The organism is Centipeda artemidis DSM 19719 (assembly GCF_000426665.1).
Lineage (GTDB): Bacteria > Bacillota > Negativicutes > Selenomonadales > Selenomonadaceae > Centipeda > Centipeda artemidis.
In genome coordinates this window covers 313,861-338,779 of the sequence record NZ_AUFU01000001.1, presented here as the reverse complement: position 1 = coordinate 338,779, position 24,919 = coordinate 313,861, and the positions used below count along the sequence as shown (strand labels likewise).

The 24,919-nt window shown below is 59.5% G+C and carries 20 protein-coding genes and 1 other RNA gene; 20 read left to right on the top strand and 1 reads right to left on the bottom strand.

Annotated features, from left to right (window positions below):
• Nucleotides 1–32 precede the first annotated feature (32 nt).
• The 9 genes from K341_RS0101645 (at nt 33) to K341_RS0101605 (ending at nt 12,578) form a co-directional block, all read left to right on the top strand.
• Nucleotides 33–869, top strand: coding sequence for an ABC transporter ATP-binding protein (locus K341_RS0101645; protein ID WP_009752539.1), 837 nt, complete (start codon nt 33–35; stop codon nt 867–869).
• Nucleotides 866–1,675 (top strand): nucleotide-binding protein, encoded by an 810-nt coding sequence (locus tag K341_RS0101640; RefSeq protein WP_026761653.1) that lies wholly within the window; start codon nt 866–868, stop codon nt 1,673–1,675. The genes K341_RS0101645 and K341_RS0101640 overlap by 4 nt, the downstream gene beginning before the upstream one ends.
• Nucleotides 1,665–2,963: a nitrogenase component 1 gene (locus tag K341_RS0101635; RefSeq protein WP_026761652.1), complete on the top strand. Its 1,299-nt coding sequence runs from the start codon at nt 1,665–1,667 to the stop codon at nt 2,961–2,963. Before K341_RS0101640 ends, K341_RS0101635 begins: the two co-directional genes overlap by 11 nt.
• Nucleotides 2,956–4,251, top strand: a complete 1,296-nt coding sequence (locus K341_RS0101630; protein WP_026761651.1) for a nitrogenase component 1 — start codon at nt 2,956–2,958, stop codon at nt 4,249–4,251. The genes K341_RS0101635 and K341_RS0101630 overlap by 8 nt, the downstream gene beginning before the upstream one ends.
• Complete coding sequence (locus K341_RS0101625) at nt 4,244–5,278, top strand: FecCD family ABC transporter permease (protein WP_026761650.1); 1,035 nt, start codon at nt 4,244–4,246, stop codon at nt 5,276–5,278. The genes K341_RS0101630 and K341_RS0101625 overlap by 8 nt, the downstream gene beginning before the upstream one ends.
• A 13-nt stretch (nt 5,279–5,291) precedes the next feature.
• Nucleotides 5,292–6,350, top strand: coding sequence for a radical SAM/SPASM domain-containing protein (locus K341_RS0101620; RefSeq protein WP_026761649.1), 1,059 nt, complete (start codon nt 5,292–5,294; stop codon nt 6,348–6,350).
• Between the two features lie 41 nt (nt 6,351–6,391).
• The gene (locus K341_RS0101615; RefSeq protein ID WP_026761648.1) at nt 6,392–8,362 is read left to right on the top strand and encodes a TonB-dependent receptor plug domain-containing protein; all 1,971 of its coding nucleotides are present in this window, start codon (nt 6,392–6,394) and stop codon (nt 8,360–8,362) included.
• 106 nt (nt 8,363–8,468) lie between these two features.
• Complete coding sequence (locus tag K341_RS0101610; RefSeq protein WP_026761647.1) at nt 8,469–10,421, top strand: TonB-dependent receptor plug domain-containing protein; 1,953 nt, start codon at nt 8,469–8,471, stop codon at nt 10,419–10,421.
• A 117-nt stretch (nt 10,422–10,538) separates the two neighbouring features.
• Nucleotides 10,539–12,578: a TonB-dependent receptor plug domain-containing protein gene (locus K341_RS0101605; RefSeq protein ID WP_026761646.1), complete on the top strand. Its 2,040-nt coding sequence runs from the start codon at nt 10,539–10,541 to the stop codon at nt 12,576–12,578.
• A 117-nt stretch (nt 12,579–12,695) separates the two neighbouring features.
• Here K341_RS0101605 and ssrA read toward each other — a convergent pair.
• Nucleotides 12,696–13,047, bottom strand: a transfer-messenger RNA (tmRNA) gene (gene ssrA / locus K341_RS12195).
• A gap of 138 nt (nt 13,048–13,185) precedes the next feature.
• Here ssrA and lpxC point away from each other — a divergent pair.
• From lpxC to K341_RS0101550, 11 genes are all read left to right on the top strand, one after another.
• The gene (gene lpxC, locus K341_RS0101600; protein WP_026761645.1) at nt 13,186–14,010 is read left to right on the top strand and encodes a UDP-3-O-acyl-N-acetylglucosamine deacetylase; all 825 of its coding nucleotides are present in this window, start codon (nt 13,186–13,188) and stop codon (nt 14,008–14,010) included.
• Nucleotide 14,011: 1 nt separating this feature from the next.
• Nucleotides 14,012–14,452 carry a 3-hydroxyacyl-ACP dehydratase FabZ gene (gene fabZ, locus K341_RS0101595; protein WP_026761644.1) on the top strand — a complete coding sequence of 147 codons (441 nt, stop codon included), beginning with the start codon at nt 14,012–14,014 and terminating at the stop codon, nt 14,450–14,452.
• A gap of 170 nt (nt 14,453–14,622) precedes the next feature.
• Nucleotides 14,623–15,435 (top strand): acyl-ACP--UDP-N-acetylglucosamine O-acyltransferase, encoded by an 813-nt coding sequence (gene lpxA, locus K341_RS0101590; protein WP_009349740.1) that lies wholly within the window; start codon nt 14,623–14,625, stop codon nt 15,433–15,435.
• Nucleotides 15,436–15,447: 12 nt separating this feature from the next.
• Nucleotides 15,448–16,251 carry an LpxI family protein gene (locus tag K341_RS0101585; protein WP_026761643.1) on the top strand — a complete coding sequence of 268 codons (804 nt, stop codon included), beginning with the start codon at nt 15,448–15,450 and terminating at the stop codon, nt 16,249–16,251.
• Nucleotides 16,252–16,269: 18 nt separating this feature from the next.
• Entirely contained in the window at nt 16,270–17,403 is a 1,134-nt protein-coding gene (gene lpxB, locus K341_RS0101580; protein WP_026761642.1) for a lipid-A-disaccharide synthase, read from the top strand.
• 24 nt (nt 17,404–17,427) lie between these two features.
• Nucleotides 17,428–19,158 carry a lipid A export permease/ATP-binding protein MsbA gene (msbA, locus tag K341_RS0101575; RefSeq protein ID WP_026761641.1) on the top strand — a complete coding sequence of 577 codons (1,731 nt, stop codon included), beginning with the start codon at nt 17,428–17,430 and terminating at the stop codon, nt 19,156–19,158.
• The gene (gene lpxK, locus K341_RS0101570; RefSeq protein WP_026761640.1) at nt 19,155–21,680 is read left to right on the top strand and encodes a tetraacyldisaccharide 4'-kinase; all 2,526 of its coding nucleotides are present in this window, start codon (nt 19,155–19,157) and stop codon (nt 21,678–21,680) included. The genes msbA and lpxK overlap by 4 nt, the downstream gene beginning before the upstream one ends.
• A gap of 32 nt (nt 21,681–21,712) precedes the next feature.
• Nucleotides 21,713–22,447: a 3-deoxy-manno-octulosonate cytidylyltransferase gene (kdsB, locus tag K341_RS0101565; RefSeq protein WP_026761639.1), complete on the top strand. Its 735-nt coding sequence runs from the start codon at nt 21,713–21,715 to the stop codon at nt 22,445–22,447.
• Nucleotides 22,448–22,520: 73 nt separating this feature from the next.
• Nucleotides 22,521–23,348, top strand: a complete 828-nt coding sequence (gene kdsA / locus K341_RS0101560) for a 3-deoxy-8-phosphooctulonate synthase (protein ID WP_026761638.1) — start codon at nt 22,521–22,523, stop codon at nt 23,346–23,348.
• Nucleotides 23,349–23,357: 9 nt separating this feature from the next.
• On the top strand, nt 23,358–24,344 hold the full coding sequence (locus K341_RS0101555; RefSeq protein ID WP_026761637.1) for a KpsF/GutQ family sugar-phosphate isomerase: 987 nt from the start codon (nt 23,358–23,360) through the stop codon (nt 24,342–24,344).
• A complete protein-coding gene (locus tag K341_RS0101550) occupies nt 24,344–24,901 on the top strand; it encodes a KdsC family phosphatase (protein ID WP_026761636.1) in 558 nt (185 codons plus the stop codon). Before K341_RS0101555 ends, K341_RS0101550 begins: the two co-directional genes overlap by 1 nt.
• Nucleotides 24,902–24,919: the final 18 nt, after the last annotated feature.

Genomic DNA, 24,919 nt, shown 5'->3' with positions numbered 1-24,919 from the left:
AATACATTATTGCTCTTGAAAGGAGGTCTTTTATGAACGCTGTTCTTGAGGCGCGCGATTTGTCCGTCGGCTATGCACGGCATCATACGATTCTGCACCATATGAATTTCACCGTCGGGCGCGGCGAACTCGTCGGCATCATCGGTTCGAACGGTGCGGGCAAAAGTACCCTCCTCAAGACGATGCGCGGGCTGCTCGCGCCCCATGCGGGTGAGGCGCTCCTCTACGGGCGCCCCGTCGATAGGTACGGGGAGAAGGACTGCGCGCGCCTCGTCTCCTACCTCCAACAGCAGGTTGCCATCTCCTTCGGCTACACGGCGCACGACATCGTGATGGCGGGGCGCTATCCCTATCTGAAATTCTACGAGCAGGAGGGGCCGGAGGACGAGGAAATCGTCCGCGCCGCGATGGAGTACACGGGCGTCTGGGACATCCGTGACAAGGCGGTGCAGGAGGTCTCGGGCGGTCAGCGTCAGCGCGTCCTGCTCGCAAAGATCCTTGCACAGCAAGCGCCGCTCCTCCTGCTCGACGAACCGGCGACGGGGCTTGATTTCATCTATCAGGAAGAGATTTTTCGCCTGTGCAGTGAACTCTGCGCCGCCGGGCGCACCGCGATGCTCGTCGTGCATGAGCTGTCCCTCGCCGCACGGTTCTGCTCGCGGCTTCTGCTCATCGGGGCGGACGGCATCGTGGCGGACGGCGCGCCGGAGGCGGTCATGCGCGAGGAGACCCTCTCCCTCGCGTACGGCACGCCCGTGCGCGTCGCGGAGAACGCGCGGACGGGGCATATCGAGGTGTTTACGGAGTCGGAGCGGCGCACGCTCTCACCGCTGCTTGCGGTATCCGAGGACAAAGGAGCGACGGCATGAAGAAAATCGCGTTTTACGGCAAGGGCGGCATCGGAAAATCGACGACCGCGTCGAACGTCTCGGCGGCGTTTGCGGAGATGGGGCGGCACGTCTGTCAGATCGGATGCGACCCGAAGAACGATTCCACGCGCCTGCTGCTCGGTCGCATCTGCAAAGAGACAGTGCTCGATATCGAACGCGAGAAAAAGGGCACGGCGCAGCTCTCGGACATCGTTCACACGGGCTGGCACGACATCAAATGCATCGAGGCGGGCGGTCCCGACCCCGGCGTCGGCTGTGCGGGGCGCGGCATCATCGTCGCGCTGGAGCGGCTGAAGGCGCTGCATGCCATCGAGGACGAGGACATCGTGCTCTATGACGTCCTCGGCGACGTGGTCTGCGGCGGGTTCGCCGTACCGATTCGCGAGGGATATGCGACGGAGATCTACATTGTCTCCTCAGGCGAGCTGATGAGTCTCTATGCGGCGAACAACATCGCAAAGGGCGTCGCGCGCTTCGCCGCGCGCGGCAGCGTCCGGCTCGGCGGCATCATCGGCAACAGCCGCAACGTCGCGCGCGAGGAGGAACTGCTCACGGCATTTGCCGCGCGTCTCAATACGCGTCTCATCGCGTTCGTACCGCGCGCGCAGATCGTCCACGCGGCGGAGATTCGGCGCAAGACGGTCATCGAGCACGCGCCCGAGGATGCGCAGGCGGAGGTCTACCGCAGGCTTGCGCGCGCGATTGAGACGAACGACCGGCTCTCCGTCCCGCAGTCGATGGAGTTTGAGGAGCTGGAGGCATTGGTGGAGTCCTATGGCAACTGAGGCAAAGCGGCTCATCTTTCGCCGGACGAACTGCAGCTGCGCGATGCCGGGCGTTTGGCGCGCGCTTGCCTATGTGCGCGGCGTGGCGGTCGTGTTCCACAGCCCGCGCGCGTGCGCCCATATCGCGCGTACATTAGAGACCGGGGCGCATTACCGCAGCATGGCGCGCGGTGCTGCGGAGGAGCGCGGGGCTGTGCCGCTCTTTGTGAGCGGGATCGCCGAGGACGAGGCGGTGTTCGGCGGCGAGGAGCTGCTGCGCCGCTGTCTCGACCACGTTGTCATGAACGCGCATCCGGAGGCAATCTTCATCGTCTCGTCGTGCGTGGCGGGCGTCATCGGCGACGATGCGGAGCGCATCGCAGAGGAGGCGGCGGAGGAATACGGGATTCCCGTCATCGCGCTGAAATCGCACGGGTTTCTCGACGGCGAATACTTCGGCGGCTATTTGGAGACGATGCGTCTGCTTGCCGAGAACTTTATGGAGCCGTCGGCGGAAAAAAAGCAGGGGCGCGCCGTCCTTCTCGGCGACTGCGGCGGCGCGTCGGGCGAATACGTCCGCGAGGTGCGGCGTCTGCTCGCGGCACTCGGCGTGCGGGATGTCCTTCAGTTCCCCTCCTATCTCTCGCTCGCCGAGCTAAAAGCCGTGCCCGCCGCAGAGTTCTCCGTTTTGCTCGGCAGGGAAGGGGACGCGGCGCACGAACGGGAGGTGCGGGACTTTGCCCGTCTCCTCACGGAGCGGTTCGGCATCGTCTGCGCAGGGGACATCTACCCCGTCGGCATGGGAGAGACGCTGCGCTGGATCGCGCGTATCGGTGCGCTCACGGGACGCGAGGAGGCGGCGGAGGAGCTGATTGCGCAGGAGCGTACGGCGTTTGACGCGGTGCTTGCCGCGGGACGGGACGCACTCGCGGGAAAACGCGTCGTGCTCGCCGTCGGGCGTGCCGTGCGGTATTTTAAGCCGGAACCGCTCTGCCGTCTGCTCGAGGAACTGGGCGTTGTGCTCACGGGCGTGGTGATTCTCGACGCCTATCTGCCGGACGACCGCGCGGAGATGGAGCGGCGCGTGCGGGAGGCGAGTTCCGCGCCCGTGATTGCGGAGCGCGACGCGGAGCCCTTTTACGCGGCGGCGGACTTCGTGCTGACGACGCATGAGCTCGCGAATCCGCGTCTGCGGCAAATCTTCCTCCCGATGCTGCCCGTGGCGGGGCGGCGCGGGGAGGAACTGCGCATCGACTGTATGCGGCGCTGTGCGGCGCGGCGGCGGGAAGGGGGCGTGCTCTATGCCTGAGGACGCGTTTCAAAGCGTCTGCCGGCATTCGGATTCCTGCGCGCTCGCGGGCGCCGCGGGATTTTTCGCAGGGATTCAGGACGCGCTCATCGCCGTCAACGGCCCCATGTGGTGCTATTTTTACGCGATGCGGACGCTCGAACAGGAGTGCCCGATGATTGCGCAGCGCATGATTTCAACGCAGCTCGACAATGACGCCATCGTGTTCGGCGCGGAGGAGTACATCCGCGAGACGCTTGCGCCGCATCTCGACCCGCCGCCCGCCTTGCTCGCGGTGGAAAACAGCTGCGCGGCGGGGCTCATCGGCGACGATGTGCGGAGCATCGCGCGCGGCATGGGCTTTCCCCGCGTCGCCGCCTTTGACAGCGGCGGGCTCGGCGGCATGTTCGCCGCGGGCTACCGAAAAGCCGCGCGCGCCTGTATGGAGGAGATCGCCCCCCGGAGGGCGGCGCGGACGCCCGGACGCGTCAACCTCCTCGGGCTGACGCCCGCCTATCTGCGCGCGGGGAATGATCTGTGCGAGCTAATGCGGCTTCTCGAACTGTCGGGCTATACGATCGGCGCGCCGGTGGGCGGCGGATGTACGGCGGCGGAGCTCGAGACGCTCGGCACGGCGGAGCTGAACATCGTCGTTCACGCCGAACTCGGCGCGGAGCTTGCGGCATATTTGGAGCAAACGACCGATGTGCCGTACATTGCGCCGCTTCCGCCGTACGGCGTCGAGGGAACGCGCCGCTGGCTCACGGAGATCAACGATGCCCTGCGCGCGCCGCGTATCGACGCCGCGCTTACCGAGGCGGAGCGGGTACAGCGGCAGATCTTCTTCCGCATCAACGCGGCAAAGAGCATGTGGGGCGATCTCTGGTACGAGCGCGCCGTCATCGCGGCGCCGCCGTCTGCGGCACTGGGCATCGCTCACGCACTGCGCGGCGAATGGGCGGATATGGGGCGTCTGACCGTGCTGATGGAGGACTTTGGCGGCCTGGCGGAGCGATACGCCGCGGATATTGCGGACGAGATCGCCGCGCCCGAGAGCGCCCCGGGGCGCGCGGCGATTGCGGCGCTCCGTGAGGGAATCTTCCTTGGGAGCGGCAGCGAGACTGCGGGGGTGCCGCCCGAGGATGCGGTCGCGCGCTTTCATATTGCTCAGCCCGCACCCGACGCGGTGCTTTTGACCGATGCGCCGCTCATGGGACTGCGCGGCGCGGCATACGCGCAGGAATATCTTTGGAACGATCATATCCGGCGGGCGATCCGCCGTGCGGAAAAGGGGGGAGACCATGCCTAGAAAATTTTCACTGCGCGCGCTTGCGCCCGTCATGGGAGTGCTGCTTATTCTCGTGTCGTTGTTCTCGCTCTCGTGGGGACAGTTTGATATTTCCTTTGTGCAGGTGCTCGCCTCGCTCGCACACGCGGCGGGGCTGCCCGTGCTCACGGACGTTGCGGTCACGCCCGAGCAGGAAGCGGTGCTCTGGCATATCCGCTTTCCCCGTACCTTCGTCGGGCTGATGGTCGGCGCGAGCCTCGGCGCGTCGGGGACGGTCATGCAGGGCATTTTCAGCAACCCGCTCGCCGACCCCGGCATCATCGGCGTGTCGAGCGGCGCGGCGGTCGGCGCGGTCATCGCGATCTCGCTCGGGCTATCGGAGGAGAGCATGTTCTTTTTGCCGATGTTTGCCTTCCTCGGCTCGCTCGCGGCGGTCTCCCTCACGGTCATGCTGTCCATGCGGCACGGCAAGATTCCCGTGATGATGCTGCTCCTCGCGGGCGTCGTCGTCGGCATGCTGCTCGGCGCGATTACGGCGGGCATCTTGACCGTCATCAGCGAGCAGAAAATGCAGCAATATCTCTTTTGGACGATCGGCAGCCTCGACTATCGCCGCTGGGAGCATGTCCTGCTCGGCGTGGGACCCATCTGCATCGGGCTTGCCGTCATGCTCTTCATGGCGCGCCACCTCAACATCCTCGTCCTCGGCGACGTCGAGGCGCGCGCCGTCGGGATGCCCGTCACGCGCTATCGTCTCATTCTGCTTGCCGTCGCGTCCATGACAACGGCGACGGGCGTCTGCATCAGCGGCAACATCGGATTTGTCGGACTCATCGTGCCGCATATGATGCGCATGATCGTCGGTCCCGACCACAGGCGTCTGCTCCCCGCGAGCATCCTTGCGGGCGGGATGTTGCTTGTGTTCTGCGATACGCTCGGGCGCATCGTCCTCGACCCCATCGAGATTCGCGTCGGTATCATGACTGCACTGCTCGGCACGCCGTATTTCCTCTATCTCCTGCGGAAAAATCGGCGGATGCTCTCGTGACGGAGCGGCGCGGATGAAACACTGCAAGCTGCTTGTGCTCGCGCTGACGGGGGACTGCAACTTCGCCTGCCGCTACTGCTACGCGGCGGAGATGCGGCGCGAGACGATGGATTTTGAGACGGCACGGCGCGCAATCTCTCTCGCCGCGACGGGCGGCACGCCCTTTGTCCTCCAGTTCAGCGGCGGAGAGCCGCTGCTCGCGTTCCACCTGATCGAGGAAATCGTGCGCTATGTCGAAACGGAGCACATCCCCGCGCGGATGCAGGTGCAGACGAACGGCTCTCTCCTCACCGAGGAGCGCGCGCGCTTCCTGCACCGGCACCGCGTCGGCATCGGCGTGAGCATTGACGGGCGCGCGGCGGTACATGACCACCTGCGCAAGCTCCCTAACGGTGCGGGTTCTTTTGCCGCCGTCATGCGCGGCATGGAGGTACTGCGCGCCCTGCGGATACCCGTCGGCGTGACTGCGGTCGTCTCGCGCGAGAATGTCCGCGATCTACCGGGACTCGCCGAGCTCGCATACTACCTCGGCAACGTGCGGCGCATCGGGCTTGACCTCCTGCGCGGGCAGGGGCGCGGGAGAGGGCTCGTCCCCGCGGGGAAGGCGGAGACCGCGGCGGCGGTCACGGCGCTCTGCCGCCGCCTCGACGAACTCGCCGCGCTCACGGGCATCCGCATCGCCCTCACGCAGACGGAACGCTGCGGCGCGCTCGCGTGCGGGCGCATGGAGGCGTTCGAGCACTGCTTTGTCCTGCGCGGCGAGGCGGCGTTCGTGCAGGCGGACGGCGGCATTTATGCGTGTTCCTCGTTCTTCGGGGACGTGCGGTTCTTCCTCGGCAATGTCATGCAGGGCATCTCCAAGGAACGCGAACGCGCGGTCGCCGCGCTCGTGCATGACGGCATGGCGCGCTGCCGCTCCTGCGATACACTCGCCGCGTGCGGCGGCGGATGCTTCGCGCGGATGCACACCGCGGGCACAGATAGTGCCGAGTGCGGCATGAAGCGCGCCGTCATCGCCCATGCAGCGGGCGGCGTACAAGGAAGTATCTCTCATGCAAAGAACCGCATGTAAAGATAGATGAACTAATTTTTATAGGGAAAGGAAATGTTTTTATGAAGAAAAGCCTCTTACAGACGTTGGTCGTCACGGCAATTCTCTCCGGTATGAATGGAGTTGTGTCCGCAGGGGGGGGACAAGATACATCAAAACTCGATGAGTATACGCTCGACGATGTGGTTGTCACCGCACAGCGCGTCGAAACCAAGGATTTGGATACGCCCGCGACGACGACGGTGATCACCGCGCAGCAGCTGAAGGACAGCGGCGCGCAGACGGCGTTTGATGCACTCGAGCGTATACCGGGAGTGAATGCATATTCTTACGGTCCTGCAGGCGAGGGGAGTATTGATCTCTCCCGCATCAATATCCGCGGATTGGATAAGGGGACATTGGTACTGATTGACGGCAGCCCCGCTAACCTCATGAACTATAATCAGATGATGAATGCGATCCCCGTCGAGTCCATCGAAAAGATTGAGGTCGTTAAGGGAGCATCCTCCGTTCTCTATGGTGCGGAGGCGATGGCGGGCGTTATCAATATCATTACAAAGAAACCCACTGATGATAAACTTCATGGAAGTGTCACAGGGATGATTGGCAGTCATGAGAAGAACTATGGAATTGCAGTCTCAGGGCAGAATTTTAGTATTCAGTATAAGAAAGAATACCGCAAGGAGATTTCCCAGTATAACCGGATGTTTCCGTACACGTACGCAGGGCGGAACTTTACGCGCAAATCCAGCGATAATTCGATGCGGGATTCCATCTTTCTCAACCTGCGCCTGAGCGATAAGCTGACTGCAAATTATACGTACAATGAAACTGACCGCGGGCATCGGGAGTTTAAGTATGATACGCATGTAAAAGACTGGGTCACGCCGTATAAGCACTATCGCTACGAGTATAAGACCAACCGATTCGCGCTCATCTATGACGACAAGCATACGGGGCTGAAATCAAGCCTTGCCTATCTCAAGCATACGACGCGCCCGCTCAATGCCGACAGCACTACAGACACGGATGCGACGAGTTGGAACTTTGACACACAGAAGAAATGGGATCTGCGCGGCGGGCTTGATACCCTCGTCGCGGGATTTGATTTCCATCGCGAAGGGCATGTCAAGCGTCATTCCGCAAATCATGGCAGTCTCCATCGCGATCAGTATGCCGTTTTTGCAGCCTATACACGTCAAATGAACGATCGATTCTCAGCAACGCTTGGGATTCGCGAGCATTTTGTTAAGGGAAACGGGTACGACCGGGGGCAGAGCATCTTCCTGCCACAGGTGCAGACCCTCTACAAGATGAGCCCACGCGCTTCGTGGTACGTGAACGTAGGCAGGTCGTTTGAAACTCCCGCGGTGAACTCGCCCTACTACAGTGCCAAGGTGTCGACACGGTATCGACTCAATCCGCAGGATGGATGGACGTACGAAACGGGCATCAAGTTCGGCGACGTGAAAGAATCGCTGAAAGTCGCGCTCTTCCATATGGACATCAATAACAAGTTCAAATGGGTGAAAGAGAATACGGTGATTTCGGGCGGTGACCCCGATACGTGGGTACAGACCAATCTCGACAAGTTCAAGAACACGGGAATTGAGCTGGAATACAGCAGGCAGCTCAGCGACCGCCTGAGCATTCGTACCGGCGGTTACTACGGGAATCCCAAGGCAAAGAGCAGCAACGGCGATTGGACACAGTCTGATGCACGGGTTCAGCTCTTTGCAGGGCTCCAGTACCATGTCAATAAGCTGCGCCTTAACACGGATTGGTACGTTACGGCAAAGAGACAGCCGTCGGCATATCTCCTGACCGGTGTTTACGGAGCAAGCAGCGGGAAGTCGGATCATGCAATACCGAATCGTATTGAGGGAAATCTGACGATGGAATATACGATTTCTCCAGTGCAGACCGTATCGTTCGGCGTTTATAACCTGCTTGACCGAGATAATCCAATCAATGACAATGAGCATTGGTCGCTCCCGCGGAGCTATCGTCTGTCCTACACCTATCGCTTCTAAGATAATCATATGCATCGTACAGCGTCTAACCGCACGGAGCAGCGTGCCGTTAGACGCTCGCATAATATGTTGCCCAGAACAATTGAAAAATTAAGGAGGAACAGTTTTGAAGAAACAACTGCTGCAGACGGCTGTCATCACTGCGATTCTCTCCGGTATAAATGGAGTTGTGTCCGCAGGAGGAGAACAAGATGCCTCGAAACTCGATGAGTATACACTTGACGATGTGGTTGTCACCGCACAGCGCGTTGAGACCAGAGATTTGGACACGCCCGCGACGACGACTGTAATTACAGAGCAGCAGCTGAAAGACAGCGGCGCCGTTACGGCATACGAAGCGCTTGAACGCGTGCCGGGACTGAACTCAAGCGCCTATGGACATGGCGGCGAGCAATACGGCGGCATGTTCTCGCGTCTCAGTGTCCGAGGACTTGACCGAGGAACCCTTTTGCTCATTGACGGGACTCCGGCGAATTTGCTGAACTATAATTCTATGCTGAACTCGATTCCCGTGGATGCCATTGAGAAAATCGAAATCGTGAAGGGGGCGGGATCGGTTCTCTACGGTGCGGAGGCAATGGGCGGCGTCATCAATATCATCACGAAGAAGCCGGAGGGGAAGAAGGTGCAGGGGCACGTTACGGGTGCTGTCGGCAGCTATGATAAAAACTATGGCGTCATGGTCGGGAATGAGCATGTGATATTCTCCTACCGCAGAGATTACAGAAAGCCTGTTCACCAAACGAGCCGCATTTTTTTCAAAACGCCGACAACAACCACGACACGCAAGAGCCGCGAAGCCGGGACAAAGGACAGTGCGTTTCTCAGCCTGCGTATTACCGATAAACTAACCGCTACCTATGCCTATAACGATACCGATTCCACAACGAACGAGTACGATTACCAACCCGCCCTGCGCGACTGGTCAAAGCTCAAAGCGTCACGGCGGTATCACTATAGACAGCAGCGTGTCGGCGTGACTTATGATGATGCCGATCGGCAGTGGCACAGCAAGTTTGCGTGGATACGGCAGGAAGTTCGTCCCATGACCAAGGATGCCAGCTCCGATACCAATTCCAACGCATATCATTTCGAAGTCCAGAAGGCGTGGAATTTTCGTGAGGGCAAGGACAGTCTCGTCGGCGGACTTGAATTTCATCGTGAAAACTATCTGAATAACGTAAAAACAGAAGCGCATTTGGAACGTGATTCCTACGCCGCGTTTTTCTCTTACACACGGCGGCTCAGCAATCGGTTCTCCGCAACACTTGGCATGCGCGAGCATATCGTCAAGAAGAATACCTATGAGCGGCGCCAGAACGTATTTCTCCCGCAGATCCAGACGGTTTACAAAATCACGCCAAAAGCCTCATGGTATGTCAATATCGGAAAATCGTTCGAGATGCCGGCGGTCAACTCTTGGTTCACGAAGCGGAACGTATTCAAGCTGTATCCGATGAAACCGCAGGTCGGGTGGAACTACGAGACGGGAGTCAAGTTTGGCGACAATAAAGAATCGCTCAGGGTCGCAGTATTCCGCATGGCGGTCAAAAATCAATTTGTCTGGGCGGTAGAGGAAGACCCGGTTACTCATGAAAAATTTGATATACAGACAAATGGGGACGAGTTCCGAAACATCGGCATCGAGTTGGAGTATCACAAGCAGATTACGCCAAATCTACAGGCACGAATCGGCGGATACTACGCAAATCCGCGTGCAAGAGAGAAGGGGGAATGGAGACAGTCGGATGCGCACCAACAGTATTTTGCAGGACTCCTGTACCGCAAAGATAAGCTGCGCATCAGTACGGACTGGTATGTTACGGCAGGGCGGCAGTGGGCATATTATACACTGACCGGGAAAACCGCATCAGGAAAACCGGATCACAAAATCCCCAACCGCATCGAGGGACAGCTCACGATGAGCTATGAAGTAACGCCCGATCAGACGCTCTCGTTCGGCGTCTATAACATACTCAATCGAGAGAATCCGATCATTCAGCACGAATACTGGTCGCTTCCGCGGAACTATCGCCTGTCGTACACATATCGGTTCTAAAATTAAACATATCGCCGTCATATCTGCATGGATGCGGCAGCACCGTGTCCATGCGGGGCGGTATGTGAATAAATATCGCGCTGAAATGGTGTACAGCGCCAAAAAGGAGGAAAAACTTTGAAAAAGCAACTGCTGCAAACAGCGGTAATTACCGCGATTCTTTCCGGCGTGAACGGAATTGTATCCGCCGGGGGGGGACAAGATGCAGACGTCATGCCTGTTTATACTCTGGATGACGTTATCGTCACCGCGCAGCGCGTCGAAACTAAAGAGCTCGACACGCCGGCGTCAACGACGGTAATCACGCGCGAGGAGATCGCGCAGAGCGGGGCGAAAAGTGCCGCCGATGTGCTGAGCAAAGTCAACGGGCTGACCTATAAAACCTTTGGACCCGGCGGCGCGTCGATGGGGACAATGACGAACGAGGTCAATATCCGGGGCGTAGAGGGAGATGCACTCATTCTTGTCAACGGAAATCCCGTTGCGTGGCGCGGGAAATATAATCTCGACGCAATGGCGGCGGAGAATATCGAGCGCATCGAGATCGTTAAGGGAAGCGGTTCCGTTCTCTACGGCAGCGAGGCGATGAGCGGCGTCGTCAATATCATTACGAAAAAGGGCGGAGAAAATTCCGTTACCGTTGGCGCGGGTAATTTTGGGCAGCGTGCTTATGGCGTCAGTGTCGGCAACGAGCGCTTTGGACTCAGCTATCACGTAAAACGCTGGGGGGAAGTCGGCAGAATCAGTGCGTCCGATTTGAAATTGACGAACGACAGCGGAACCAAATTGCTCTTTGGCGAAAATCATACCGATGTCGATAAGGTAAAGAAGGAGGATCTCGCGCTGAACTACCGCATCAGTCCCTCGTGGGATATGGTGTATCACTATTACAATACCGAGGCGCGGTATAAGCGATTTATCGATCGTGTTGACTATACGCTTCCCACTGCAAGAATCAAAGCAGGAGAACCATACAATACGCGTATGTACGAGACGGATCAGCACACGATGCAGCTGCATTATAAGGCGCATGACTGGAAGGTCGATCTGTATTTCAACACGACGGAATCCAAAGGCGATGGACCGACCTACATCAGTCAGCGCACCGGCAGACGTACGACCGGCACGCAAAAGACGTCTGCCAACTGGTATCAAAGCCGCGAGCGCAACCGCAGCTATGGGGTTGACGCACAGCATGACTGGAAGTTCGGCGAGAAATCAAGTCTGATTGCCGGCATGAGTCTCGCACGCGAGGACTATCGCAAACTCGCAACAATTTCGACAGCGGAAAAGGACACGCTCCATTATGCACGTAATAACTGGGGACTGTTTGCGCAGTGGACGCAGAAATTTGACGAGCGCAACACGGGGGTTTTCGGGATGCGCGAGACGTGGACAACAGGCGAAAGCAACGGTTCAAATTTCAGCAATTTCAGCATGGCAGGACAGTTCCTGCACAAGCTGGACAAAGAGAGCAGTCTGTATCTGAACATCGCCCAATCCTTTAAGATGCCGACCTTCTCACAGATGTACAATTTGAATGACCGCGCGACGCCGAATCCGGGATTGAAACCGCAGACGGGCGTCAATTACGAGATCGGCTGGAAGAAGGATCACGGGGCGCACCGCCTGCGCGCGGCGCTGTTCCATATGCGTATCAAGGACAATATTACGGCATCGGTTGATAAAAAGACCGGGTCAGCCGTCTATACCTACGTCAACGAGGACTTCCGCAATACGGGGGTTGAACTGTCAGATACGATCACAGGCAAGCATGGGTTCACCTACAATTGGGGACTGACATGGCAGAACCCCGTGAGCAGGAAATCCGGAGACGCGTCCAAGAGTTACTGGGATCGGAAATTCGGCAAGATTCAGCTGACGGGCGGTATTTCCTATGCACACGGCAAATGGACGTCTGCGCTTTCGGCTTCGTATCTCGCCGACCGTGTGCAGACCCCTTCCAAGGAGCATTCTTACGCGTGCAAACCTTATCTTCTCACATCGTGGAACACAACCTACCGACCGGATGAGCACAGTGAGCTCTCTCTCTTGATCGACAACCTGCTTGATCGGGAGGATAATCTCGGACACTCCGGTTCGGTTTATTGGTCAACGCCTGTGAACTATATGCTCAACTATACGTATCGGTTCTAAAAGGCGTGCTGCTGTGACGCATTGAAGGATACAGGAGCACGATGCTCCGAATATATTACGGCAATGAAAAAATCCCGCGCCGGAGAAATTCCCCGCGCGGGATTTGTCGTATTCATTTGGTGGAGATGAGGAGAATCGAACTCCTGTCCGAAGATAACGTCACATGGGCTTCTCCGAGCGCAGTCTGTGCTTTTATTTAGGCGACGCATCCCCCGCAGACAAGGTATGCGCTGCCGATCACGATTGATTTCCCCTGAGAGTTATCGTGCGATGGCTCCCGGGTATCCCGCGTTTGACCCCTTGCTCCGTCCGTGCGGGAGACGGTCGGAAAGGGGCTGGCTTAAGCCGCCAGAGCGTAGTCTTCGTTTGCTTTTATGTTTAATAAAAGTTTTCACCTTACTAACGGGTTGATGACCCCCCGGCTCGCTGTCCACATACCGCCCATCCCCGTCGAGACCATTACATCCCCGGTACCGGAAGCATGTGATTTGCTTGCCCTTATATTATCAGATGTTATATCGTCTGTCAAATCTCTTGCAAGTTCGCAAAATTTTTAGTATCATGTATCGTGGATTGAAATGCGACAGAATTCGCAGGAGGCGATCGCTTGCAAAAAGAAAGAACGCTGGCGGCGCGTGCGGTCTATGACGGCATCGGGCTACATTCGGGACGCCGGGTTCATATGGAACTCGCGCCGGCACCGCCCGGGACGGGCATCCTGTTCGGACGCTCGGATCTGCCGGAGGAGCCGCCCGTCGCCGCCGTTGCGGCAAACGTGACGGCGACGCTGCGTGCAACGACGATTGGCGCGGGGGCGCTGAAATTCTTCACGATCGAGCATTTGATGAGCGCACTGCATGTGCATGGGGTCGATAACTGCCTTATAACGCTCGATGCGGAGGAACCGCCCGTCGTGGACGGCAGTGCGCACACTTTTTTTAACCTCATCGCGGACACCGGGACGGTGGAGCAGGCAGCGGAGCGCAGGACGATGGTCATTGACCGCATCTATCGTGTGGACGACGGCAGCCGGTTTGTGATGGCGCTGCCGTACGACGGGCTGCGCGTCTCGTTCACGTCGCTCAACGAGCATCCGCTTATCGGCGTGCAGTATTTCGACGTGGAGGTTACGCCGGAGACGTACGCGCGGGAGATCGCACCGGCGCGGACGATCGCCTATGAAAAGGAAATTGAGGCGCTGCGCGCGCACGGCCTCGGACTTGGCGGATCGCTCGAGACGGTCATTGTCTATAACGACGAGGGGTGGCTGAATCCGCTGCACTTCCCGAACGAGCTGGTGCGCCACAAGATTCTCGATGTGATCGGAGACATCCGTTTGGCGGGCATCATCCGGGGGCATATCGTAGCGGTGGCGTCGGGGCACGCGCTCAACACGGCACTGGCGAAGCAGATTGCAGAGAAGGGGAATTAGCATGACTTTGGACATCAATGAGATTCAGCAGATTCTGCCGCATCGTCCGCCGATGCTGCTTGTGGATCGTATCGTCGATCTGGTTCCGTTCAAATCGGCAACGGGCATCAAGTGCGTGACGATGAACGAGCCGTTCTTCCTCGGTCATTTCCCCGGGCACCCGATTATGCCGGGCGTACTGCTCCTTGAGGGAATGGCGCAGGTCGGCGGCGTCACGATGCTCTATCCGGACGAACACCGCGGCAAGATCGCGCTTTTTGGCGGGATGGAAAATGTGAAATTCAAACGCCCCGTCGTCCCCGGCGACGTGGTGGTGACAAAGGCGGAGCTTGTGCGCGTGCGCGGCGTGTTCGGCGTGCTGCACGCGGATGCCTATGTCAACGACGAACTCGTGGCGGCAGCAGATTTCAAATTTGCCCTGAAAAATGGGGATGAAATCTGAAAAAAGAGCCATAAATACAGGATAAAAGGACATAATCCACGCTCAGAAAGGAAAAAGCCCGTTTTCGGCGGATTTTTCGATGTGAATATGCGATGCTCACGCAGGATTATAGCAGAGAGTGGAATATGTCTGCCCTAGCGGAGACGCCGGGGCTGAAGGAGTTGAAATAGATGACAGGCAGCAGCAAGGTTATCGCCTATATCCATGACACCGCCGTCGTTGCGCCGACGGCGCGCATCGCGCGGAACGTGGAGATCGGCCCCTACGCGGTCATCTCGGATCATGTTGAGATCGGCGAGGGGACGAAGATCGAACCGCACGCCGTGATCAAAGAGTGGACGAAGATCGGCCGGGACTGCCATATTTTTCAAGGCGCTTCCATCGGCGAAGTGCCGCAGGATCTGAAATTCAAAGGCGAAAAGAGCTATACGTTCATCGGCGACCGCACGACGATTCGCGAGTGCGCGACGGTGCACCGCGCGACGGGCGAGGGAGAGGAGACGCGCATCGGAGACGACTGCCTCCTCATGGCGTATACGCATATTGCGCATAACTGCATCCTCGGCAACCGCATCATCATGAGCAATGCGGCGATGCTCGCAGGACATGCCATCGTCGAGGATGGCGTTGTGATCGGCGGCATGGCGGGCGTGCATCAGTTTGTGAAGATTGGGCGCAACGCGATGATCGGCGGCACGTCAAAACTCGTGCAGGACGTCGTGCCGTTCACGATGGTGGACGGACATCCTGCACGTGCCGTCGGTCTCAACAGCGTCGGCATCTCGCGCGCGGGCATTCCCATCAATGTGCGCCGCCGCATCAAGCAGGCGTACAAGATCCTCTACCGCTCGGGGCTGAACCTCACGCAGGCGATCGCCGTCATCGAGCAGGAGGTGGATTCCTGCGAGGAGATCGACCATCTCCTGCGCTTCCTCCGCAACGCGGAGCGCGGCATCTGCCGGGAACGTCACGAGGATGAGTAAGGGGAGAGATTCATGGAAAAAATAGGTCTGCTCGCAGGCGTCGGACATCTGCCTGCTGCGTGTGCACGTGCGGCGCGTGCGCTCGGCTATGAGGTGCATGCGGTTGCGCTTCTGCCGGATACGGATCCGGAGCTGAAGGATGCGGCAAATGTCTATCGCGAGATCAGCATCGGTCAGATCGCTTCCATCCTTGCGTATTTGCAGCAGGAGGAGATCAAAAAGGTCACGATGATCGGCAAGGTGACGAAGGAACTCCTCTTCACCGGGGCGATCGTGCCGGACGAGATGCTGCGCGGGATGCTGATGCAGCTGCCGAATCAGAACGACGATACCATCATGATGATGTTCGTCGGCGCCTTGATGAAGATCGGCGTGACGCCGCTCGATCAGACGGCGCTCATTCGTCCGCTCATGCCGGCGGAGGGGACACTCACGAGCCGCGCACCGAGCGAGGTGGAGCGCCGCGATATGGAGTTCGGTCTCCAAATGGCACGTGAGATCGGGCGTCTCGACGTCGGGCAGACTGCCGTTGTGAAGGATAGGGCGGTTATGGCGCTCGAGGCAATCGAGGGGACGGACGCCTGCATCCGCCGCGGCGGGCAGCTTGCGGGCAGCGGCGCCGTCGTCGCGAAGGCGGCAAAGCCGCAGCAGGACAGCCGATTCGATGTGCCCGCGGTCGGGCTGGATACCATCGAATCCCTTGTTGCCGTCAAGGCGTCGGCGCTCGCGATCGAGGCGGGCAAAACGCTCTTCATCGACAAGGAACGCGCCGTTGCACTTGCGGAGGCGAACGGCATCACGATCGCGGCGCTCTAAGAGAAGGAGGTCTTGCCGGTGAAGATCATGCTGTCGGCGGGCGAGACTTCGGGCGACCTGCACGGGGCGGCGCTCGCGCGGGAACTGCGGGCGATCGATCCGGAGGTTTCGCTCATCGGCTTCGGCGGGGCGCGGATGGCGGAGGCAGGCGTTGTGCTCCGCCAAAACTATACGGACTACAACGTCATGGGCATCTCGGCGGTGCTGATGAATCTGCGCCGCATTCTTGCCCTCCTCGACGACCTCACGCGGCTCATGGAGGAGGAGCGTCCGGATGTGCTCGTCATCATCGACTATCCGGACTTTAACTGGCGGCTCGCAAAGCGGGCAAAAGAGCGGGGCATCCCCGTCTTTTCTTATATTCCCCCTTCTGCATGGGCGTGGCGCAAGGGGCGCGCGAAGGACTGCGCAAAGATCGCGGACGAGCTCGTGGCGATCTTCCCGCATGAGCTCGCGCCGTATGAGGCGGCGGGGGCGAACATCTCGTTCGTCGGCAACCCTCTCGTGGATACGGTACGGGCGGAGCTGCCGCCCGAAGAGGCACGCCGGCATTTCGGCATCGCGGACGGCGAGGTTCCCATCCTGCTCATGCCGGGCAGCCGCCGTGAGGAGATCGAACGGCTCCTCCCCGCGATGCTCGGCGCGGCGAAGATTCTCTCAGCGGCGGATCCTGCGCGGCGTTTTTTTCTGCCTGTTGCGGGGGGCGTCGACGAGGAGCGGCTTGCCGCGCACCTTGCGGCGGCGTCCGTACCCGTGATGCTTGCCCGTGACGCGCGCTATGCGCTCATGGGCATTGCACGCGCGGCGATGGCTACGTCGGGGACGGTCGTGATGGAGGCGGCGATTATGGGGCTGCCTGCGGTCGTGCTCTATCGGCTCTCGATGCTGTCCTACATTGTCGGGCGTCTGCTCGTCGATGTGGAGCGGTTTTCCCTGCCGAACATCCTCCTTGGAGAGACCTTTGAGACCGAACTCCTGCAGGGCGACGTCGAGCCGCGGCGCATCGCGGCGGAGATGGAGCGTATCATCTGGGACGGAGAGGATCGCTCCTATGTGACCGAGCGCCTTGCGCGCGCTGTCGCGTGTCTTGGAGAAAAACATGCTGCGCACCGTGTCGCGGAGAAGATCATCGCTCTGGCGCGGCGCGCATAAATTTTTATTTTCACCGGGAGAGCTATGAAGAATTACAAGAGACTGCTTGCCTACATGCAGCCGTATGCAAAGAAATTTGCACTCGCCGTCTTGTGCATTATCCTTGCCTCGTCGGCGAATCTATACGTCCCTTGGATCATCAAGGACATGATCGACGATGTCCTCGCGGATAAGAATATGGCGCTGCTCAACGCGATCTGCGTGGGCATCGTTGTGATTTTCTTCCTGCGCGGGATTTTTTACTTCGGGCAGTCTTATCTTGTCTCCTACATCGGGCAGAAGGTCATCATCGATGTGCGCGAGGTCATGTTCCGCAAGTTCCAGCGGATGCCGCTTGCGTACTACGATCGCCACCAGACGGGCGAGATCATGAGCTATGTCACGAATGACGTTGCCGCGATACAGGCGGCGCTTGTGGACAATCTCATCGATATGGTGACGGAGGGGTGTATCCTTGTCGGATCGCTCGTTCTCATGTTCTATCTCGATTGGAAGCTCTCTCTCTTAACGCTTGTTGTTATTCCGATGGTCGGGCAGGCGATGAAGATCTTCGGGCGGAAGATTAAGAAGTCAAGCGGCGTTATTCAGGCACGGCTCGCGGAAATCACGGCGCTCCTGCAGGAGAGCTTTGCCGCAACGCGCGTGGTCAAGTCGTTCGTGCGCGAGGACTATGAAATCGATCGCTTCGTCAACTGCAACAACCGCAACTTTGACGCCGTGATGAAGAACGTCCAGCAGACGAGTATGCTGACCCCAACGGTCGAGTTTCTCGCGGCGATCGCCGTGACGTTCATCGTGTGGTTCGGCGGCTATGAGGTTGTCAACGGTGACATCACGGCGGGAGCGTTCGTCGCGTTCCTTACCTATGCAGTGAACCTTGCAAATCCCGTAAAGCGTCTCTCGCGCATCTACGGCAACCTTCAAAAGGCGATGGCTGCGGTGGATCGCGTCTTTTCCGTTGTGGATCTTAAAGAGTCGATCACGGATCAACCGGGGGCGCAGCCCCTGCCGCCCGTGGAGGGGCATGTCCGCTTCGAGAACGTTACGTTTTCTTACAAGGAGGGGCACGCGGCGCTCAGCGGCGTGACGCTCGATGCCGCCCCGGGAGAAATGGTCGCCTTTGTCGGCCCCTCGGGCGCGGGCAAATCAACCATCGCGAATCTCATTCCGCGGTTTTACGAGGTCGACAGCGGCACGATTCTCATTGACGGGCACGATATCCGCGATGTGACGCTCGCTTCCCTGCGCGGGCAGATTGGGCTTGTACCGCAGGAGACGATGCTCTTTTCAACGACGATTCGCGAGAACATCCGTTATGGCCGCCTCGATGCGACAGATGCAGAGATCGAGGAGGCGGCACGGGCTGCGAACGCGCACAACTTCATCATGGAGCTCGAGCGCGGCTACGATACGCAGATTGGCGAACGCGGTGTGAGTATTTCGGGCGGTCAGCGCCAGCGCATCGCGATCGCGCGTGCGATCCTCAAGGATCCGCGCATCCTCATCCTCGATGAGGCGACGTCCGCGCTTGATACGGAGAGCGAGAAGATCGTGCAGGCGGCGCTCGACCGGCTCATGGTCGGGCGGACGAGCTTTGTCATCGCGCACCGCCTTTCAACTATATTCAACGCCGACCGCATTTATGTCATCGACGCGGGGCATATCGTAGAGCAGGGGACGCACGAAGAGCTTCTCGCAAAGGGCGGGCTCTATCGGCATCTCTATGACATTCAGTTTCAGGGGGGCGACGTATGAGATTCCTCTACAATCTAGCGGCGATCCTCATTGTCACCATCATCATACCGATTTTCGTGTTGCGTGCGACACGGGAGCGCGGGTTTATCGAGCGCATCAAACAGAGCTTTGGATTCTACCCGCAGGAGACCATCGACAAGGTCGCGGGGAAAAATGCGATATGGGTGCATGCAGCGTCCGTCGGCGAGATCGTCGCGACGAGCCCGCTCGTACGCGAGTTCCGCAAGGTGTTCCCGGACAGCCCCATCCTCGTCTCGGTCGTTACGACGGGCGGCTACGAGATGGCGCACCGCATCATCAAGGACGCGGACGCCATCATCTACTTCCCGCTCGATCTGCCCTTCCTTGCCTCGCGCGTTGTGGGGCGCATCCGGCCGCGCGTATTCCTGCCCGTTGAGACGGAGCTTTGGCCGAATTTCCTCAAAAAAGCGAAGCAGCTCGACGTACCCGTCATGATGGTCAACGGGCGCATCAGCGATCGCAGCGTCAAGCAGTACAAATACCTCTTTGGAATGCTGCGCGAGATGATCGGCACGGTGAAATGCTTTGCCATGCAGTCCTCCATCGACGCCGACTATATCATGCGTCTCGGCGCGCCGCGCGAGCTGGTCACGGTGACGGGCAATACAAAATTCGACCAGGCGTATACGAGCGTCAGCGCGGAGGAGCGCGCCGCGCTCATCGAGGAACTTGGACTTTCGGGCGCAAGCCGGATCATGATCGCGGGCTCGACCCATCGCGGGGAGGAGGAGCTTGTCCTCGCCGCATTCAAGGCGGTGCGCGAGAAAGACCCGGGCGTGCGCCTGATCATTGCGCCGCGCGAGGTGCTGCGCACCATGGAGGTGGAGCACCTTTGCCGCAAGGCGGGCTTTACCGTTACGACGCGCAAGGAGCTGCAAAAAGGAGACGCCGCGCGCGGCGAGGACATCGTTATTCTCGACACGGTGGGCGAGCTCGGGCGCGTCTATGGACTCGGCGATGTCATCTACATCGGCGGCAGTCTCATCCCGCACGGCGGGCACAATATCCTGGAACCCGCGGCGCATGGCAAGGCGATCATCGTCGGCAATCAGATGTTCAATTTCAAGGACATTCACGCGCTGTTCCGCAACCGCAATGCCGTCGTCACCGTAACGAACGGTGAAGAGCTGACGCGCGAAACGCTGCGTCTCTTTGGCGACGCTGCGGAGCGTGCGCGGCTCGAGGCGGAGACCCTTGCCATCATCAACGAGAACAAAGGCGCGTCGGAGAAATCTGCACGCATTCTTGTCGAGATGCTTGAAACCTATGAATCGCGCCGCTCCATTCGTGCGCAGGAGCGGATTGTCGGGCATCGCGTCCGCGCGACGCAGAAGGTCGCGAACTTTCAGACATACTTCATCGATCTCGTGCATGATAAAGAGGTGCGCGGCATTTCGCGCAGGCTCATCATGGGCGTGTTCTATGTGTTCTCGCTCATCTACGAGCAGCTGGTCAACCTCAAACTCACCATGTACCGGTGGGGCTGGGCAAAGAAGGAGCGGCTCGGCTGCTACGTCATCAGCCTCGGCAACGTCACCGTCGGCGGCACGGGCAAAACGCCGACCGCGCAGCATCTCGCGCGTGAGATCTCCGATATGGGCTATCGTGTCGCGATTCTCAACCGCGGCTACCGTGCCAAATGGCGCGGCGAGGTCGGCATCGTTTCCGACGGACATACGCTGAAGATGGACGCGGAGACGGCGGGGGACGAGGCGTTCATGCTTGCAAAGCATCTGCCGAACGTTCCCGTGCTCATCGGCGCGCAGCGCGCCGTGACGGGGCGCTACGCCATCGAGCATTTCGGCGCGGAGGTTGCCATCCTCGACGACGGCTATCAGCACTGGCAGCTCGAGCGCGATATGGATATTCTGCTCGTCGATGCCGTCAACGTCTTTGGCAACGGCTACCTGCTGCCGCGCGGGACGCTGCGCGAACCGCTCTCGCATATCGACCGCGCGGATGTCTGCCTCATGACGAAGGTGGATCAGGCGGCGCCGGGCGCCATCGCGCACATTTGGGAGACGTTCCGCAGCTACAACCAGGACGGACTCATCCTCGAGAGTATCCATCAGCCGCGCCAATTTGTGCGGCTCTCGGACTGGTACGAGGATATCGCAGCGGGCGGCGTGCCCGTGACCGAGATGGAAGGCAAGAAAGTGCTTGCCGTCTCTGCGATCGGAAACCCCGCCTCCTTTGAACAGACCCTTGCCGACCTTGGCATCGAGATGGTCGAGAGTATGCGCTATCCGGATCATCACGACTACGGCGAGCGCGATATGGCGGAGGTGCTCTACCGCGCGGAAACGCTTGGCGTCGAGGCGATCGTCATCACGGAAAAAGACGCGGTGAAGGTGCCGGGCGACGTGGTTCGCGCAAAGTGGCGCATTCCCATGTATGTCATCTCCGTCGAGGTCACGCTCCAAAAGGGGCGGGAGGAGTTTTTCCAAGAGCTCAAACGCCAGCTCGCGGAAAAACTGCGCGGCGGCAATATGCCGTCGTAAATCCGTAGTTTTATGAAATCAGGTGAAGCATCGTGAAGGTCCTCTGCATCATCCCCGCGCGCTACGCATCGACGCGTCTGCCCGGGAAGCCCCTGCGCGAGATTGCGGGCAAACCGATGATCGTCCGCGTCTATGAGAGGGCTCTGCAGGCGCGTTTCGTGCAGGACGTTGTCGTCGCAACCGACGACGAGCGTATCCGCACGGTGGTGGAGGCGCACGGCGGGCATGCCGTTATGACGGGCGCCGACCATGCGACGGGGACGGATCGGCTCGCCGAGGTGGCGGCACGGATGACGGACTACGACCTCATCATCAACGTGCAGGGGGACGAGCCGCTGATCGAGCCGTCTGTGATCGATGCACTTGTCGAGCCGTTCCTTGCGGACGACCGGCTCGCGATGGCAACGGCAAAGACTGAAATCACGGACGAAGAAGAGCAGGAGAACCCGAACAACGTCAAGGTAATTACGGATAAAAGCGGCAACGCGCTCTATTTCTCACGCGCCCGCATCCCGTATGCGCGCGTTCCGGGGGCAAAGGTCTATAAGCACATCGGCATCTACGCCTACCGCCGCGACTTTCTGCTCGCCTACGCGCGAATGGCACAGACGCCGCTCGAGCTGTCCGAATCCCTCGAACAGCTCCGCGCTCTCGAGAACGGGTACCGCATCCGCGTCGTCGAAACGGACGCCGTATTCATCGGCGTCGACACCGAGGAAGACCTCGCCGCGGTCAACGAAGTGTATCGGAGACACGCTGCCGATTGACCGCGGCGCGAGAGTTCTTTATAATAGAACTACATACCGTGCTACTGCTTGTAGATTGAAAGGAGCCATGAAGATGAACAAAGTGAAGCTGGCGAATTTTGAGATCGGCGGCGGTGAGCCGCTTGTTCTGCTCGCAGGGCCGTGTGTCCTCGAGGGACTTGACCGCTCGCTCATGATCGGCCGCGGCATCAAGGAGATCACCGATCGTCTCGGCATCCCCTATGTGTTCAAGGCATCCTTTGACAAGGCGAACCGCTCCGCATTCCACAGTTTCCGCGGTCCGGGGCTGAAGGAGGGGTTGAAACTCCTCAAGACCATCAAAAAGGAGCTCGGCGTCCCCGTCGTCACCGACATTCACGAGACGCATCAGGCACGGCCTGCAGCGGAGGTTGTCGACATCCTCCAGATCCCGGCGTTCCTTTCGCGTCAGACGGATCTCCTCCATGCGGCGGCACAGACGAACGCGATCGTCAACGTGAAAAAGGGGCAGTTTCTCTCGCCGAACGATATGCGCAACGTCGTCGACAAAATCCATGAGAGCGGCAGCGAGAAGATTCTCCTCACGGAGCGCGGGGCGAGCTTTGGATACAACAACCTCGTCGTCGATATGCGTTCGTTCCCCATCATGCGCAGCTTCGGCTATCCCGTCATCTTTGACGGAACGCACAGCGTACAGCTGCCGGGCGGTGCGGGGACGAGCTCGTCGGGGCAGCGCGAGTTCGTGGAGTACCTTGTACGTGCTGCGGTCGGCGCGGGTGTCGACGGGCTTTTCCTCGAGGTGCATGACAACCCGCCCGAAGCCCTTTCGGACGGTGCAAACATGGTCTACCTCGACAAGCTCGAGGATCTGCTGAAGGACGCGCTTGCCATCTATGAAGTCGTGCGTAAAAAATTAGTCTGAGCGGGGGATATGTCTTTGCATACGAGCATGATACAGGAAAAAGCCGTCGAGACGCTTGACCTTGAGGCACAGGCGGTTGCGCGGCTCAAAGAGCGCATCGACGACGAATTTGAGGCGGCGGTACGCGCGATCCTAGAGTGCAAGGCGCGTGTCGTCGTGACAGGCATGGGCAAATCCGGGCACGTGGGGCGCAAGATCGCGGCGACGCTCGCGAGCACGGGGACGCCCGCGTTCTTCATGCACCCAGCCGAGGCGTTTCACGGCGATCTCGGCATGGTGACGACGGACGACATCGTGATTGCCATCTCCAACAGCGGCGAGTCGAATGAGGTCGTCAATATTCTCTCCATCATTCACCGCATCGGCGCGCGCATCATCGCTATGTGCGGACGGCGGCAGTCCCAGCTCGGGCGCAGCGCGGATTTTTACATTGACATCGGTGTGGAACGCGAGGCTTGTCCCCTCGGACTCGCGCCGACGAGCTCGACGACCGCGACGCTCGCGATGGGCGATGCCATCGCGATGGCGCTCATGGCGGCGCGCGACTTTAAGAAGGAGGATTACGCGCTCTTTCATCCGGGCGGCGCGCTCGGGCGCAGGCTTCTCCTCACCGTGGCGAACGTCATGCATACGAGCGACGAGAACCCGGTCGTCTCCTATCATACGAGTGCGAAGGACGCCCTCTTTGTCATGACGGACAAGGGACTCGGCGCAGCGTCCGTCGTCGACGCCAACGGCAAATTCATCGGTCTTGTCACCGACGGCATCATCCGCCGCGCCCTTGCGAAGGACTATACCTTCCTCGACGAGGAGGTGCAGAACATCATGTTCGCAACGCCGCTTACGATCGCACCGGATAAGATGGCGGCGGCTGCTCTGCATGTGATGGAGGCGCATAAGCCGCGCCCCGTCACCGTCCTGCCCGTCGTTGATGCGGCGGGCGTGCCCGTCGGTATCGTCCATTTGACGGATCTCCTCAGGCAGGGGGTCGTCTGATGCCGATACGAGAAGATGCCGTTGGGCGGGCGAAAAAAATCAAGCTCGTCATTCTCGATGTGGACGGCGTGCTCACGGACGGGAGCATCTACGTCGCCCCGGATGGGAGCGAACTCTATAAGCCGTTTTTCGCACGTGACGGGCTGATCATCTCGCTTGCACGGAAGGTGGGCATCAATACTGCCGTCATCACGGGACGTGCCTCCTCCATCGTTGCGAACCGTGCACAGGAGCTGCATATCGACCGCGTTTATCAAGGAAGTCTCGATAAACGCGCCGCCTATGCGGACATCAAGGAGCGGACGGGGCTGTTGGATGAGGAGATCGCCTATATCGGCGACGATATTGTCGATCTGCCGATCCTGCGCCGCGTCGGGTTGCCGTGCGCCGTGGGCGACGCCGTCCCCGAGGTGCGCGATGCCGTGCAAATCATTGCCGCCGCTTCGGGCGGACGCGGTGCGGTGCGCGAAATTTACGAGATCATCCTGAAGTCTCAGGGGCTTTGGAATGATGTGTTGACAGTTTTTTTACAGAACGAGGATGAAATTGCACAGTGAGACATCTGTCCCAGCGGT

What these genes read in the sequence shown, in the direction of transcription:
- K341_RS0101645 (WP_009752539.1), top strand. Translation starts at nt 33, where the DNA reads ATGAACGCTGTTCTTGAGGCGCGCGATTTGTCCGTCGGCTATGCACGG.
- lpxK (WP_026761640.1), top strand. Translation starts at nt 19,155, where the DNA reads ATGAGATTCCTCTACAATCTAGCGGCGATCCTCATTGTCACCATCATC.
- kdsA (WP_026761638.1), top strand. Translation starts at nt 22,521, where the DNA reads ATGAACAAAGTGAAGCTGGCGAATTTTGAGATCGGCGGCGGTGAGCCG.
- fabZ (WP_026761644.1), top strand. Translation starts at nt 14,012, where the DNA reads ATGACTTTGGACATCAATGAGATTCAGCAGATTCTGCCGCATCGTCCG.
- msbA (WP_026761641.1), top strand. Translation starts at nt 17,428, where the DNA reads ATGAAGAATTACAAGAGACTGCTTGCCTACATGCAGCCGTATGCAAAG.
- K341_RS0101585 (WP_026761643.1), top strand. Translation starts at nt 15,448, where the DNA reads ATGGAAAAAATAGGTCTGCTCGCAGGCGTCGGACATCTGCCTGCTGCG.
- K341_RS0101550 (WP_026761636.1), top strand. Translation starts at nt 24,344, where the DNA reads ATGCCGATACGAGAAGATGCCGTTGGGCGGGCGAAAAAAATCAAGCTC.
- K341_RS0101625 (WP_026761650.1), top strand. Translation starts at nt 4,244, where the DNA reads ATGCCTAGAAAATTTTCACTGCGCGCGCTTGCGCCCGTCATGGGAGTG.
- K341_RS0101635 (WP_026761652.1), top strand. Translation starts at nt 1,665, where the DNA reads ATGGCAACTGAGGCAAAGCGGCTCATCTTTCGCCGGACGAACTGCAGC.
- K341_RS0101555 (WP_026761637.1), top strand. Translation starts at nt 23,358, where the DNA reads ATGTCTTTGCATACGAGCATGATACAGGAAAAAGCCGTCGAGACGCTT.
- K341_RS0101620 (WP_026761649.1), top strand. Translation starts at nt 5,292, where the DNA reads ATGAAACACTGCAAGCTGCTTGTGCTCGCGCTGACGGGGGACTGCAAC.
- lpxA (WP_009349740.1), top strand. Translation starts at nt 14,623, where the DNA reads ATGACAGGCAGCAGCAAGGTTATCGCCTATATCCATGACACCGCCGTC.
- K341_RS0101630 (WP_026761651.1), top strand. Translation starts at nt 2,956, where the DNA reads ATGCCTGAGGACGCGTTTCAAAGCGTCTGCCGGCATTCGGATTCCTGC.
- K341_RS0101615 (WP_026761648.1), top strand. Translation starts at nt 6,392, where the DNA reads ATGAAGAAAAGCCTCTTACAGACGTTGGTCGTCACGGCAATTCTCTCC.
- K341_RS0101640 (WP_026761653.1), top strand. Translation starts at nt 866, where the DNA reads ATGAAGAAAATCGCGTTTTACGGCAAGGGCGGCATCGGAAAATCGACG.